Below are 12,740 nucleotides of genomic sequence, written 5' to 3'. Positions count from 1 at the left end.
CAAACCGGATCTGGCGCCGCCCTGACAAGGGGCGGCGTATGTGTCGATGGATTTCGCCAACAATCCCAGCTTCATCCGGCAGGGGCCACGACCTGGCACCCGCCTGGCAGCCGCCGTGCTGACCTCCGTCCTGCTCCTGATCGGCGACAGCCAGTACGGACTGATGGACAAGGCGCGCGAAGCGTTGTCCGTGGTGTTCTACCCGCTGCAGCGTGCGGTCAATCTCCCGATTACCGCTGCGCGGCACGTCGACGACTTTTTCACCACTCAGACCAATCTGAAGGCGGAAAACGAAGCGATGCGCAGCCAGCATCTGGCGATGGCGGCCCGGCTGGCGCGGCTGGAAACACTGGAGCAGGACTACGCCGCGCTGCGCAGGCTGAACCAGCTCAAGTCCATGCGCCAGGATGCCGGCGGACTGGCAGAAATCCTCTACACCGGACGCGATCCCTTTTCCTATAAGATCATCATCGACAAGGGCGAGGATGCGCATTTGCGCGCCGGCCAGCCGGTGGTGGACGACCAGGGCCTGATCGGCCAGATCACGCGCGTGCAGCCGCTGACGGCCGAAGTGACGCTGGTCATAGACAAGACGCTGATGGTGCCGGTCATGGTGCAGCGCAACGGGATCCGGGCCGTGCTGTACGGCTACGGCGGAGGGGTCGAGGCCCGCTACCTGCCGGTCCATTCCGATGTGCGCACCGGCGATCTCCTCGTCACGTCCGGCATCGACGGGCTGTACCCGGCCGGTATTCCGGTAGCCCAGGTTGGCCGCGTCGAGCGCAATCCCGATGCCGCCTTCATCCGGCTCAACAGCATGCCGGTAGCCGGCGTCCAGCATGGCCGCTATGTGCTGGTGCTCAACGAAAAGACCAATGTTCCCGCCCGCCCCCCCGAACCGGTCGTGCCCGTCAAACCCAAGAGCAAGCCGTCTTCTGACGATTCGGAGTAAGCCATGTCGTTCGAACGACCGAAAGAACTGCTGAAGCCGGTTCGGCGACGTTTCATCTACACCACCTTCGCGCTGGCGGTGCTGCTGGAACTGATCCCCCTGCCCGATTTCATCGTCGGCTGGCTGCCCGACTTCATCGGCATGCTGATCCTGTACTGGGTCATCAACCAGCCGCGCCGCATCAGTGTCGGCGCCGCCTTCGCCTTCGGCCTGATCGCCGACATGGCCACTGCCGGCCTGTTCGGCCAGCACGCGCTCGCGTATTCGATCACGGCCTACCTGGCCCTGTTGCGCCAGCGCCAGCTGGTCATGTTCAACCTCGGCCAGCAGGCGCTGAGCGTGCTCGGCCTGATGATGGCCAACCAGATCATCATGGTCGTGGCGCGCATGATGACCGGCTCGGCCTTCGCCGGCTGGAGCTATTTCCTGCCCCCGCTCACCAGTGCGATTTTGTGGCCCCTGCTGACCAAGCTCCTGCTGCTGCCCTACCGCCACCACAACGTATAAGTGAACATGGACCGTCCCACCCGCCTGAAAAACGTGCAAGCCGAGGAAAGCCAGTTCCAGGTGCGACTGCTGGCGGCCTACTCGGTGATGATCATCCTGTTCGTGCTGTTGATCACGCGGTTTGTCTGGCTGCAGGTATTTCAATATCAGCACTTCTCGACGCTGGCACAGAACAACCGTATCTCGCTGGTCCCGATCCTGCCCAACCGCGGACTGATCGTCGACCGCAACGGCGTGGTGCTCGCGCAGAATTTCGCCTCCTATACGCTTGAGCTGACGCCGAGCAAGATAGAAAACCTCAACGCCACGATCGCCGAGCTGGGCAAGCTGGTCGATGTGACGGCGCGGGACATGAAACGCTTTCGCAAGCTGCTGGAAGACTCGAAGGGCTTCGAAGCCGTTCCGCTCAAGGTCAAACTCACCGACGAGGAGGCGGCGCGCGTCGCCGCCAACGGCTGGCGCTTTCCCGGAGTGGAGGTCAAGGCCCGCCTGTTCCGCGACTATCCGTACAAGGAACTGACCAGCCATGTCCTCGGCTATATCGGACGCATCAACCAGCAGGACAAGGATCAGCTCGAAGAAGACGACAAGACCACCAACTATCGGGGCACCACCTATATCGGCAAGACCGGGCTGGAGGCGATCTACGAAGACCAGCTGCACGGCAAAGTCGGCTTCGAGGAGGTCGAGACCGACTCCGGAGGCCGCGCATTGCGCTCGCTCAAGCGCACGCCTCCGGTCAACGGCGACACGCTCAAACTCGCGCTCGATATCCGGCTCCAGGAAGTGGCGGACAAGCTGTTCGGCGACCGGCGCGGGGCGCTGGTCGCGATAGACCCGAGCACGGGCGGCGTGCTGGCCTTTCTGTCCAAGCCCGGCTTCGATCCCAGCCTGTTCATCGATGGCATCGACAATCAGACCTGGGCCGCGCTCAACGGCGACCCGCGCAAACCGCTGATCAACCGCGCACTGCGCGGCGTCTACCCGCCAGGATCGACGTTCAAGCCCTTCATCTCGATGGCGGCGCTCGAAACCAAGGTCATCGGCCCCAACGACATCCGCCCCGCACCCGCCGTATTCACGCTGCCCGGCAGCTCGCACCAGTTCCGCGACGCCGACAAGAAGGGCAACGGCATGGTCAATCTGCAACGGGCGATCACCGTCTCCAGCGATACCTTTTTCTTCCGTCTGGCCTGGGACATGGGCATAGACCGCATCTCGCCGACGGTCGGGCAGTTCGGCCTCGGCTCGCGCACCGGCATCGACCTGGATGGCGAAGCCATCGGCGTACTGCCATCCAAGGCCTGGAAAGCCAAACGCTTCGCACGCCTGGGCGCGGCCTACAGCAAATGGCTGCCGGGCGACGTGGTGAGCATCGGCATCGGGCAGGGCTACAATGCCTATACCCCGCTGCAAATGGCCAACGCCACGGCCATACTCGCCAGCGACGGCGTCGCCTTCAAGCCGCATCTGGTGCAGGAAATCGTCGACACCAGCAGTGGCAAGGTCACCCTTCTCGACGCGAAGCCGGAACGCGTCCTCCCGTTCAAACGCGAGAACTTCGAGTATGTCAAACAGGGCATGGCTAGCGTATTGCAACCCGGCGGCACGGCGGCGGCCATCGGTTACGGCCTGAAATACACGATGGCGGGCAAGACCGGTACCGCACAGGTGGTGCAGATCAAGCAGGGCGCCAAGTACAACGCCTCGGCACTGGCCGAAGGCAATCGCGACCACTCGTGGTTCATCGCTTTCGCGCCCGTGGAAAATCCACGGATCGCCGTCGCCGTCATCGTCGAGAATGGCGGCTGGGGCGTCGCCGCGGCCGGTCCGATCGCACGCGGTCTGTTCGACTACTATATGACCGGCAAGATACCCGCCGCCATCATCGACCAATTGAAGACCGTTCCGCACGAGGCTCCGTCCAGCAATGCAACCCCACTTGATTAAGCATATCTGGAACCTGATCAAGGAACCGCTGGACGGCTGGCTGATGCTGTTTCTCGGCCTGATCTTCCTGCTCAGCCTGATGGTGCTGTACTCGGCGTCCAACCAGAGCTTCGGCAAGATCGACAACAAAATCGTGTATACGATGCTGTCGCTGCTGATCATGTGGACCATCTCGCGCACCCGGCCGCAACTGTTGATGCATCTGGCGCCGCCGGTCTATGGCATCGGCCTTTTGCTGCTGATCGCCGTTCACTTCAAGGGCGTAACCGTCAACGGCTCGACCCGCTGGCTGTCGCTGGGCGTCACCCGCGTGCAACCTTCGGAGATATTGAAGATTGCGCTGCCGATGATGCTGGCCTGGTTTTTCCAAAAGTATGAAACCCAGCTGCGATGGTGGCATTATGCGGTCGCCTCGGTGCTGATCGCGCTGCCGGTGGCGCTGATCCTCAAGCAGCCGGATCTCGGCACCGCCACCCTGATCATGGCGGCCGGTTTTTTCGTGCTGTTCTTTGCCGGTCTGTCATGGAAGATCATCATCGGCGGCCTGGTCGCGTTTTCCGCCAGCCTGCCCGTGATCTGGAGCATGATGCACGACTACCAGAAAAAACGCGTGCTGACCCTGTTCGACCCGATGCAGGATCCGCTGGGGGCGGGCTACCACATCATCCAGTCGATGATCGCCATCGGCTCGGGCGGCCCATGGGGAAAAGGCTGGCTCAAAGGGACGCAGACCCACCTCGACTACATACCGGAACGCACCACCGACTTCATTTTTGCCGTGTTCTCGGAAGAATTCGGCATGATAGGCAACATCATTCTGGTTGTGCTTTATCTACTAGTCATCAGCCGCGGCCTGATGATCACCGCGCGTGCACAGACTCTGTACGGACGGCTGATGGCGGGTTCGATCACCTTGTCTTTCTTTGTCTATGCCTTTGTGAACATGGGCATGGTGTCCGGCATCCTGCCTGTGGTCGGCGTGCCGCTGCCCTTCGTTTCCTACGGCGGTACGGCGACAGTGACCCTGTTTATCAGCATGGGCATGCTGATGGGAATTGCCAACCTGCGCAAGTGACGTTTACGTAAACCTCGGCTAGGATAAACGGATACCCGATCCCGGCCGAGGCACCCGATGTCCATCGCCCCCGACAGTCTGCTGCTGGCGCTCGCGCCGGTGTTTATCGCCAGCATGGCGGCCGAGTACTGGCTGTTGCGCCGCCGCGGTCTGGACGAGCGCTACGCCATGCGGGACACCGCCTGCAATATCGCGCTCGCCCTCGCGCAGCAGGCGAGCGACAAAGCCGCCTGGTTTGCCACCCTGCCCTTGTTCGCCTGCTTGCACCAGCACCGCCTCTGGCACATCGATGCCGGCTGGCCGAGCTTTATCGCCCTGTTCATCGCCCAGGATCTGCTCTACTACCTTTTCCACCGCGCCAGCCATCGCGTGCGCTGGATGTGGGCCGCGCACAGCGTGCACCACAGCTCGACGCGAATGAATTTCTCGACCGCGCTGCGACAAAGTCCGCTCTACCCGCTGGCAGCCATGTGGGCCTTCTGGCTGCCGCTGGCCTGGGTCGGCTTCGAGCCGGTCTGGATCATCACCACCGTGCTCGGTAACCTCGCACTGCAGTTTTTCGTCCACACCACCTTGTTCGACGGCTTCGGCCGCTTGAGCCTGATCCTGAACACACCCTCCGCCCACAGGGTCCACCACGCATGCAACGCACGCTACCTGGACTGCAACTACGCGGGCGTGCTGATGATCTGGGACCACCTGTTCGGGAGCTATATCGCCCAGGACCCGGCCGAGCCCTGCCGTTTCGGCACGGTCAAACCGGTTCCCGGCAACAATCCCTGGACCGTGATGCTGGCTGAATGGCGGCAGATACTGAGCGACACACGCAGGGCAAGCGGCGCGAAACAGCGCTGCCGCCGGCTGTTCGGCCCCCCCGCCGACTATACGAAGTAACGCATCGCGCCATAGACGGCGAAACTGAGCAGAATGGCCGGCAGGGTCTTGCGCGACAACGCCGCCGTGGCGCCGGCTACCAGCGTTCCCACCAGGTAGGGGTTGCCAGGGCCGATGGCGAGGCTCCCGGCCGGCGCCAGCGCCATCGGTGCGATCAGCGCACTGAGCACGGCCACCGGCACATAATGCAGCGCCCGCTGAAGCCGGGGCGGAAACCGCATATGCTGTCCGAACACCAGAAAGCTCGCGCGCGTCGCCAGGGTCAGCAGCATCATGCCGCCTATCATCCACCACTGTGTCATGCGCGTTTCTCCGTCAGCATCCCTGCCGTCACTCCGCTGAACGCGGCCAGCAGCAAGTCGAGCTTGTACGGCAAGCCCCGGCACAGCAAGGCGACTGCCGCCGCGCTCAGCGCGGCGTACAGATAGGGGCGCTTGTTCAGTTGCAAGGCGACAAGCGCGCTGAAGGTGCCGACCATGGCGAAATCCAGCCCCCATTGTGCGACTCCCGGCAGCGAGTGGCCGACAAGCAGCCCCAGCGCCGTCCACAGCAGCCAGTTGCCATACATCGCCAGGGAGGAACCAAGCTGATACCAGGGGTCGCCCCCGTGAGCGCGAAAGCGATGCTCGACCACGGCAAAGGTCTCGTCGGTCAGCCAGAACGCCAGCGGCCAGCGCCAGACCAGCGGCCACGAGCGGGCGTAGGGCAGTAACGTCGCACTATAGAGGGCATGGCGCAGATTGACGACCAGGGTGGTCAGCCAGATGACGGGCAAGCCGGCGCCGCCCGACATCAGGCTCAAGGCGATGAACTGGGCCGAACCGGCAAAAACGAAGGCCGACATGGCGAGCGTCGCGCCCGCCGTCAGCCCGGCACCGCTGGAAAGCGTGCCGAAAATCAGGCCGAACGGAGCCGCCCCGACCAGCATGGGGGTCGAATCGCGCGCGCCGGCCATGCATTGGCGCAATGATGCAGACATTTCAATTCCGTGAGTGGGGCATGTCCGATCATCCCGCAGGCGCGCGGCGTCTGTCTTGAACGAGATTGCTCCGCTCAGGAACCGGCCATGAAGCTGCGGATGCCGGACACGACAAACTGGACGCCGACGCAGATCAGCAGAAAGCCCATCAAGCGCGTCATCACTTCGCGGCCGGAACGGCCGAGCTTGTGCGAGATCAGCGTCGACGAACGCAGCACCAGCCACGTTCCGAAGCAGGTGAGCAAGATCGCGGTCAGCGTCATCGAAAAGGCGAGCACCTTGGCCGGCAGCGAAGCCTGCTCGGCGATCTCGGTCGAGATGCCGATGACGACGGCAATCGTACCCGGCCCGCTGATGCCCGGCATCGCGATGGGAAAGAAGGCGAAGTCTTCGCGCGAACCGCTGGTGCTGGGCGCCATTCCCGGATCCATCGACAAAAACAGCATGCGATAGCCGAGCACGGCCACCACGAAGCCGCCGGCGATGCGCAGCGCCCCGTAGGAGATGCCGAACACGGCCAGAATCACGTTTCCGGCGAGCAGGCAGACCACCATGATCATGGCGGCGTACAGACAGGCCCACTTGGCCTGGCTCGCGCGGCGGGCCTCGCTCATCTCCCGGGTCAGCGTGACGAACAGGGGAATCTTGGACAAAGGATTGGTGATGGTGACCAGACTGATCAGCCCACCGAACAAGAATTGTAAGGACAGCGTTTTGAACATGATACGGACCCGGGTAACGGGTCACTCCACTCCTGACAGGGCGAATGAAACGGCGGTGTCGCACACCGGCCACAACCGGCCCCGAGTGTGTCGGAAATCGTGCGCGACTGCAATCGACTAAGGTCAAGCGCCCCCTCTTTTTCGCTTCCGGCGCGCAAAGCCTGCGTCAAAATGTCGCATTTCCGGAAATGGCAGCGGCATGATAGGGTGCCAGCTTGTCAAAACCGCCGGGAACCGTACCGATGAAAACGCTTCTGCCCATCGCCGCCCTGATCCTCGCCACCGCCACCGCAAGCGCGGCGGCCGCCGCCATCAACGCCACCGCCTGGGCACGCGCCATACCCGGCGACAACGGCGCCGCCTACCTGACGCTGGAGAATACCGGCCAGCAGCCCTTGCGTCTGTTGGCCGTGCATGGAGACAGGGCGATGGACATCGCGCTGCACGAGCACGTCAACGACAATGGCGTCATGCGCATGCGCCCTTTGGCGAACGGCCTGCTGCTCGCGCCGCATCAGCGCATCGTCATGGCGCCCGGCGGCCTGCATGTGATGTTGATGGGACTGCACGCACCGCTGCAGGCGGGCGAGCACTTTCCGCTCACGCTGCACTTCGATCGTGGCGAAGACGTCAAAGTCGAGGTCAAGGTCCAGGCGCAATAGCCTGGCAACGGCCGCGGCTCAACCCAAACCGCTTTCGTTGTATAGAATGGACATCATGCATTGCAGCATCCGGCTTCGACCCGGCGCCGCGCTTTACTCGCGCGTCAGGGCGGGGCAGACTGGGTTCAGGCATTTAGCCTAGAACAGTCGTTCATATGCTGACACCGGTTCCCGTTACGTCGCGCCAGGTTTCACCTTGACACATAATAACGATGGAGGAGCGGCTTAGCCGCACACCGCGACCAGGGAACCGGTGGTTTCTTCACCTCGTATTGCCTTATGCTGTCGCTTTACCGTCCCGGCTTTCATCATGACCGATATCGCTCCCCTCCCCCGGCTTGCCATTCATTACTGCACCGGCTGCCGCTGGCTGCTGCGCGCCGCCTGGATGGCGCAGGAACTGCTGACCACCTTCGAGCAAGAGTTGGGCGAAGTCGCACTGCTTCCCGGACACGGCGGCGTTTTCCGCATCGAACTCGACGGGAAAGTCCTGTGGGACCGCAAAATCGATGACGGCTTTCCCGAACTGAAACTCCTCAAGCAGAGGCTGCGCGACTGCATCGCGCCGGAAAAACCCCTTGGACACAGCGACCGCCCCTGAACGGCTGGCGGCATCCGTGCGCAAAATCATTCACGTCGACTGCGACTGTTTTTTCGCCGCCGTCGAAATGCGCGACCGTCCCGAACTGCGCGATGTCCCGCTGGCCGTCGGCGGCAGCCCGGACAGGCGCGGAGTCATCTCGACCTGCAACTATATTGCCCGCCGCTTTGGCATCCACTCGGCGATGCCGTCCAGCCACGCCCGGCGCCTGTGCCGCGAACTGATCATCCTGCCTCCCGATTTCACCCGCTACAAGACGGCCAGCGACACCATTCTCGACATCTATCGCGACTTCACCCCGCTGGTAGAACCTCTGTCGCTGGACGAGGCCTATCTCGATGTCAGCGGCCGGCCCCACTGCCAGGGCAGCGCAACGCTGATGGCGAGCGCCATTCGTGCCCGCATCGCGGACGAAGTCGGCATTACGGCCTCGGCCGGCATCGCTCCCAGCAAGTTTCTGGCCAAGGTTGCCAGCGACTGGAACAAACCCGACGGCCAGTTTCTGATTCGTCCGCAGGATGTGGATGCTTTTGTCGCACAGCTGGAAGTCAAAAAGATACCGGGCGTGGGCAAGGTCACCGCGGCGCAGCTGAATCGTGCCGGGGTTGTGACCTGCGGGGACCTGCGGGAATGGGAACTGGCCAAACTCGTCAACGCTTTCGGACGCTTCGGCGCGCGCCTGTACGATCTGGTGCGCGGCGTGGATACGCGCGAAGTCACGCCCGAGCGGGAGCGCAAATCGATCAGCGTGGAGGAAACCTTCGATCGCGATCTGCCGGACCTGGCCGCCGTGCTCGCGGCGCTCGCGCCCTTGATCGAGCGCCTGACACGCCGCATCGAGCGGGCGGGCACACCGCCGTTTCGCGGCCTGTCGGTGAAAATCAAGTTTGCCGATTTCACCCAGACCACGGTGGAACACGCCGGAACGCGGATCGATCTGGAGGCGTTGACGGAGCTGACCGCGACCGGCTACGCGCGGGGCAGCAAAGCGGTGCGTCTGCTCGGCGTTGGCGTTCGGCTGGCCGAAACCGGTCCCGCTGCCCCGCCACGCCAACTGGGCTTGTGGGACTAGGCCTTGTCCATCCCCGCAAGGAAGGCATCTTTGTCGTCCCAGGTCCTGGCGATGCTGTGGCGCTTCCGCAGCAAGGCCAGATAGTCGTCTGCGCCGGGCAGCAGCTCGAGCAGATTCTGTCCGAGCAGCGCTTGTGTCGCATGTGCAATCTGCGGCAGCGCCGAGGCGGCGCTGATATCGGCGAAGCTGAAATACTCGCCGACCAGCCACGGGCCGAAATCGGCCAGCCTCTCTAGCGCCGCCAGTCCACGCCTCAGCGCGGCGTCGGCTTCCGCACGCGCGGAGTCGCTCAACTCGCGGCCGAACACCAGATGCCGGGTCAGCGGCGCACAGGCCGGCACCAGGTACAAGTCGATGACCAGCATCGACTCGCGCGCCCGCGCCCGGCCGTTGGGCGTCGGCGGCAACAGCGCCGCCGTCGGATACGCATCTTCCAGCCATTCGAGAATGGCGGTCGACTCCGAGATCGCATGGCCGTTGACTTCGACAAAGGGGATTTTTCCCATCGGACTGCGGGCCAGCACATCGGGCTCTTGCGACGGCCGCTGCAACACTTCCTCGAACTTCACCCCCTTTTCCAGCAGGGCGATCTTGACCTTGTTGAAATACGGTGACATCGGGGCGCCGTAGAGTTTAATCATGCAACGTCTCTCCTGAATCAGTGCCACACACTGCGGCAGAGAGGGATTATGCCATTATCTGGCCATTGCCTGCTCTTTCTGCATCAACAGCGAGCGGATCACCGGCACGGCCTGCAGCGCCGCTTTCTCGCCGGCGGCCATCGCTTCGCGCCGGGCGTCGAAAGAGGTCGACCCGATATTCTGGACTTGCGGCCGTATCACCACGTCGGCTTGCTTGAGCTCCTGCCCCAACGCCGCCACGCTCATGATATTCACGCTCTGATCGAGGATGGACAGATAGCCGGTGGCGCTGCCGGCGCGCGGGCGCGCCGAGATATCGACCGCAATGACGAAATCGGCCCCCATTTCACGCGCGGCACTGACCGGAACCGGGCTGACCAGCCCCCCGTCGACGTAGCGCTTGCCGGCAATCACCGTCGGCAGGAATACATTCGGGATACTGGCCGAGGCACGCACCGCCTGCCCGGTGTTCCCGACCCTGAACACGACGCGACGGCCGGTGTCCAGTTCGGTCGCTACGGCACCGAAGGGCTTGGCCAGCTTCTCCAGCGGACGATTGCCGACTTGGGCATTGATGAAATCGGCCAGCTTCTGCCCCTTGATGAAGCCGCGCGTCGACAAGGTGAAATCGGCGAGATCGGTTTCATCGAGACGGTTTGCCCGTTTCAGCAGCTCGTTGCCGTTCATGCCAGAAGCATACATGCTGCCGACCACGCTGCCGGCACTCGTTCCCGTCACGAGATCGGGGACGATGCCATTTGCTTCCAGCACGCGGATGACACCGATATGGGCGAAGCCCTTGGCGGCGCCACCGCCGAGCGCGAGGCCGATGCGGACATGGATGGGCGGGTGTGTTTTCGGCGTCTGCGCGACCGCAGCAGAACCGCTACCGGCGGTCGATTTGGGCGCCACGATGGAAGAACAGGCCACCAGGCTGCCGATGGCAGCCAGGGATACGACTGTACGTATTAAGGTTTTCATGCAGAAATCACGCTGACGTTGTAACGCCGCCGATACGGGCGGCTTCACTTTGGTTTGATAAACTCGATAATCTGGCGGCCGTCCGGCAAGGTCTGTCCTTTGCCCTGGCCTGCAACCTTCCAGGCGTGCCCATAGACCACTTCGTAGCTTGCCGGCAACACGCCATCGCGGCGCCATGTCTCGTAGTTTTGCTCGATCCGGCGCCACGCTTCCTTACCCATCAGACCGCGACGGCGGCCTGCCGTTGCATTATGCGCGCCAAGCGCCTTCAGGTCGCGCATCACGTCGCGAACCGTGTCATAGGTCAACACGATGCGGTCGGTGTCCATTACCGGCTCGGTAAAACCGGCCAGCAGCAGGGCATCGCCCAGGTCGTGCATGTCGATGAAGCGGTTCACATGGGTCGCCTCATCAAGACCGCCGAAGGACGCATTGAGTTCCTTCAGCGTGTCCGGCCCGAGCGTGGAGAACATGAGCAGCCCCCCCTCCTTGAGGACACGGCGGAACTCGCGGAACATGGCGTCCGGGATATTGACCCACTGGATGGCAAGATTGGACCAGATCATGTCGACGCTGGCATCCGCCAGCGGCAGGCGCTCGATATCGCCACATATCTGCCACGGCCGCGCAGGGCGCAGCCAGCGCCGCACCCTGCCGCCGCTCGCGCGCTGCTTGCCGCGCGACTCGAGCAGCATCCCCGGTGCCAGATCCAGCTCCAGCACACGCGCATCCGGATAACGGCGCCGCAGCTCGGCAGCCCCGAAACCGGTGCCGCTGCCTGCGTCCAGAATCAGGGACGGCGCATGCCGCACATAGTCGAGGCGCGATGCCATGCGGGTGGAAACCTCGCGCTGCAGCACGGCGGCCGAATCGTAGCTGCCGGCGGCGCGATCGAAGGAACGGCGAACCCGTTCTTTGTCGGTATAAAACACTTCACTCATGCATGACTATCCAGAAAATTACCGATCTCCTGCAAAAACTCCTTTTCGTGCGACAAAAAAGGCGCATGCGAAGCTCGGGGGAAAGAATAAAGAGTGGCATCCGCCAAGTGCTCGGCAAGCCACCTCCCGGCGCCGATCGGGGTGATCACGTCCCGCTCGCCGAAAAAAAGACCGACCGGGCAGCGAATGCGCGCGGCCAGCGCACGCGCGTCGGTACTCAACAGTAAATGCAGCGCCGCCAACAGCCCTTGCGGTCGCCCGTGCGAAAAAAGATCCTCGCGCACGGCCTTCAGCGTGTCGCGCGCCCCCGGAGCGCCCAGCATCTGCAGGGCGAGAAAACGCTCGAGCGTCGCCTCGAACTCTCGCTCGAGGCTGGCACCGACCGCTTCGATCGCCGTTCGGCTCTGCGCGTGCGGCCAGTCCTCGCGTTCGACAAAGCACGGACTGCTGGCAACGAGCGCCAGGCTGGAGACAGCATGCGGATGTCGCGCCGCCCAGTACTGCGCGATCAGGCCACCCAGCGACCAGCCGATCACATGCACCGGGATCGGAAACGCGGCGGCCAGCGCATCGGCCACGGCATCGGCGTCAAACCGTGCAAGGCAGGGCGTCGCGCCGTGGCCAGGCAGGTCGACTCGATGCACGCACCAGTGCCGCGACAGCGCAGCGGCAACGTTGGAGAAAATGCCGCCGTGCAAGCCCCAGCCGTGCAGCATGACCAGGTCGGGGCCACGCCCCGACGTTTCAATATACAAGTTCATTC

At 63.3% G+C, this 12,740-nt stretch carries 15 protein-coding genes; 8 read left to right on the top strand and 7 right to left on the bottom strand.

All coding sequences use genetic code 11. The features are described 5' to 3' along the window. Window positions 1-46: 46 nt before the first annotated feature. From mreC to G520_RS23320, 5 genes are read left to right on the top strand one after another with little or no spacing between them, the layout of a single operon-like run. Window positions 47-952: a rod shape-determining protein MreC gene (mreC, locus tag G520_RS0117040; protein WP_028536700.1), complete on the top strand. Its 906-nt coding sequence runs from the start codon at window positions 47-49 to the stop codon at window positions 950-952. 3 nt (window positions 953-955) lie between these two features. Further along, window positions 956-1,459: a rod shape-determining protein MreD gene (mreD, locus tag G520_RS0117035; protein ID WP_028536699.1), complete on the top strand. Its 504-nt coding sequence runs from the start codon at window positions 956-958 to the stop codon at window positions 1,457-1,459. A gap of 6 nt (window positions 1,460-1,465) precedes the next feature. Continuing rightward, entirely contained in the window at window positions 1,466-3,409 is a 1,944-nt protein-coding gene (mrdA, locus tag G520_RS0117030; protein ID WP_028536698.1) for a penicillin-binding protein 2, read from the top strand. After that, a complete protein-coding gene (rodA, locus tag G520_RS0117025; protein ID WP_028536697.1) occupies window positions 3,390-4,484 on the top strand; it encodes a rod shape-determining protein RodA in 1,095 nt (364 codons plus the stop codon). Before mrdA ends, rodA begins: the two co-directional genes overlap by 20 nt. Before the next feature lie 57 nt (window positions 4,485-4,541). After that, complete coding sequence (locus tag G520_RS23320; RefSeq protein ID WP_051229496.1) at window positions 4,542-5,378, top strand: sterol desaturase family protein; 837 nt, start codon at window positions 4,542-4,544, stop codon at window positions 5,376-5,378. Here the strand turns inward: G520_RS23320 and G520_RS0117015 are convergent. The 3 genes from G520_RS0117015 to G520_RS0117005 form a co-directional block, all read right to left on the bottom strand. Beyond that, window positions 5,366-5,680 (bottom strand): AzlD domain-containing protein, encoded by a 315-nt coding sequence (locus G520_RS0117015; RefSeq protein ID WP_028536696.1) that lies wholly within the window; start codon window positions 5,678-5,680, stop codon window positions 5,366-5,368. The two genes, G520_RS23320 and G520_RS0117015, sit on opposite strands and share 13 nt — an antisense overlap. Beyond that, on the bottom strand, window positions 5,677-6,357 hold the full coding sequence (locus G520_RS0117010) for an AzlC family ABC transporter permease (RefSeq protein ID WP_028536695.1): 681 nt from the start codon (window positions 6,355-6,357) through the stop codon (window positions 5,677-5,679). Before G520_RS0117010 ends, G520_RS0117015 begins: the two co-directional genes overlap by 4 nt. Before the next feature lie 74 nt (window positions 6,358-6,431). Continuing rightward, window positions 6,432-7,079 (bottom strand): MarC family NAAT transporter, encoded by a 648-nt coding sequence (locus G520_RS0117005; RefSeq protein ID WP_028536694.1) that lies wholly within the window; start codon window positions 7,077-7,079, stop codon window positions 6,432-6,434. A gap of 242 nt (window positions 7,080-7,321) precedes the next feature. Between G520_RS0117005 and G520_RS23315 the strand changes: the two genes are divergently transcribed. The 3 genes from G520_RS23315 (at window position 7,322) to dinB (ending at window position 9,414) form a co-directional block, all read left to right on the top strand. Continuing rightward, entirely contained in the window at window positions 7,322-7,741 is a 420-nt protein-coding gene (locus G520_RS23315) for a copper chaperone PCu(A)C (RefSeq protein WP_051229495.1), read from the top strand. A 310-nt stretch (window positions 7,742-8,051) separates the two neighbouring features. Further along, complete coding sequence (locus tag G520_RS0116995) at window positions 8,052-8,342, top strand: Rdx family protein (protein WP_028536693.1); 291 nt, start codon at window positions 8,052-8,054, stop codon at window positions 8,340-8,342. Then, on the top strand, window positions 8,320-9,414 hold the full coding sequence (dinB, locus tag G520_RS0116990; protein WP_246542702.1) for a DNA polymerase IV: 1,095 nt from the start codon (window positions 8,320-8,322) through the stop codon (window positions 9,412-9,414). Before G520_RS0116995 ends, dinB begins: the two co-directional genes overlap by 23 nt. Here dinB and G520_RS0116985 read toward each other — a convergent pair. From G520_RS0116985 to bioH, 4 genes are read right to left on the bottom strand one after another with little or no spacing between them, the layout of a single operon-like run. Then, window positions 9,411-10,055: a glutathione S-transferase family protein gene (locus G520_RS0116985; RefSeq protein WP_028536691.1), complete on the bottom strand. Its 645-nt coding sequence runs from the start codon at window positions 10,053-10,055 to the stop codon at window positions 9,411-9,413. The two genes, dinB and G520_RS0116985, sit on opposite strands and share 4 nt — an antisense overlap. A gap of 54 nt (window positions 10,056-10,109) precedes the next feature. Beyond that, window positions 10,110-11,036 (bottom strand): patatin-like phospholipase family protein, encoded by a 927-nt coding sequence (locus G520_RS0116980; protein WP_028536690.1) that lies wholly within the window; start codon window positions 11,034-11,036, stop codon window positions 10,110-10,112. Between the two features lie 44 nt (window positions 11,037-11,080). Then, on the bottom strand, window positions 11,081-11,977 hold the full coding sequence (bioC, locus tag G520_RS0116975) for a malonyl-ACP O-methyltransferase BioC (protein ID WP_028536689.1): 897 nt from the start codon (window positions 11,975-11,977) through the stop codon (window positions 11,081-11,083). After that, window positions 11,974-12,738 carry a pimeloyl-ACP methyl ester esterase BioH gene (gene bioH / locus G520_RS0116970; RefSeq protein WP_028536688.1) on the bottom strand — a complete coding sequence of 255 codons (765 nt, stop codon included), beginning with the start codon at window positions 12,736-12,738 and terminating at the stop codon, window positions 11,974-11,976. The genes bioC and bioH overlap by 4 nt, the downstream gene beginning before the upstream one ends. Window positions 12,739-12,740: the final 2 nt, after the last annotated feature.

This window comes from Paludibacterium yongneupense DSM 18731 (genome assembly GCF_000422925.1).
Lineage (GTDB): Bacteria > Pseudomonadota > Gammaproteobacteria > Burkholderiales > Chromobacteriaceae > Paludibacterium > Paludibacterium yongneupense.
Note: the sequence above shows the minus strand (reverse complement) of the source record. Positions and strands in the feature narration are given on the sequence as shown.

Coding starts and splice junctions, on each gene's coding strand:
- mreC (WP_028536700.1), top strand. CDS start 47: ATGGATTTCGCCAACAATCCCAGCTTCATCCGGCAGGGGCCACGACCT.
- mreD (WP_028536699.1), top strand. CDS start 956: ATGTCGTTCGAACGACCGAAAGAACTGCTGAAGCCGGTTCGGCGACGT.
- mrdA (WP_028536698.1), top strand. CDS start 1,466: ATGGACCGTCCCACCCGCCTGAAAAACGTGCAAGCCGAGGAAAGCCAG.
- rodA (WP_028536697.1), top strand. CDS start 3,390: ATGCAACCCCACTTGATTAAGCATATCTGGAACCTGATCAAGGAACCG.
- G520_RS23320 (WP_051229496.1), top strand. CDS start 4,542: ATGTCCATCGCCCCCGACAGTCTGCTGCTGGCGCTCGCGCCGGTGTTT.
- G520_RS0117015 (WP_028536696.1), bottom strand. CDS start 5,680: ATGACACAGTGGTGGATGATAGGCGGCATGATGCTGCTGACCCTGGCG.
- G520_RS0117010 (WP_028536695.1), bottom strand. CDS start 6,357: ATGTCTGCATCATTGCGCCAATGCATGGCCGGCGCGCGCGATTCGACC.
- G520_RS0117005 (WP_028536694.1), bottom strand. CDS start 7,079: ATGTTCAAAACGCTGTCCTTACAATTCTTGTTCGGTGGGCTGATCAGT.
- G520_RS23315 (WP_051229495.1), top strand. CDS start 7,322: ATGAAAACGCTTCTGCCCATCGCCGCCCTGATCCTCGCCACCGCCACC.
- G520_RS0116995 (WP_028536693.1), top strand. CDS start 8,052: ATGACCGATATCGCTCCCCTCCCCCGGCTTGCCATTCATTACTGCACC.
- G520_RS0116985 (WP_028536691.1), bottom strand. CDS start 10,055: ATGATTAAACTCTACGGCGCCCCGATGTCACCGTATTTCAACAAGGTC.
- G520_RS0116980 (WP_028536690.1), bottom strand. CDS start 11,036: ATGAAAACCTTAATACGTACAGTCGTATCCCTGGCTGCCATCGGCAGC.
- bioC (WP_028536689.1), bottom strand. CDS start 11,977: ATGAGTGAAGTGTTTTATACCGACAAAGAACGGGTTCGCCGTTCCTTC.
- bioH (WP_028536688.1), bottom strand. CDS start 12,738: ATGAACTTGTATATTGAAACGTCGGGGCGTGGCCCCGACCTGGTCATG.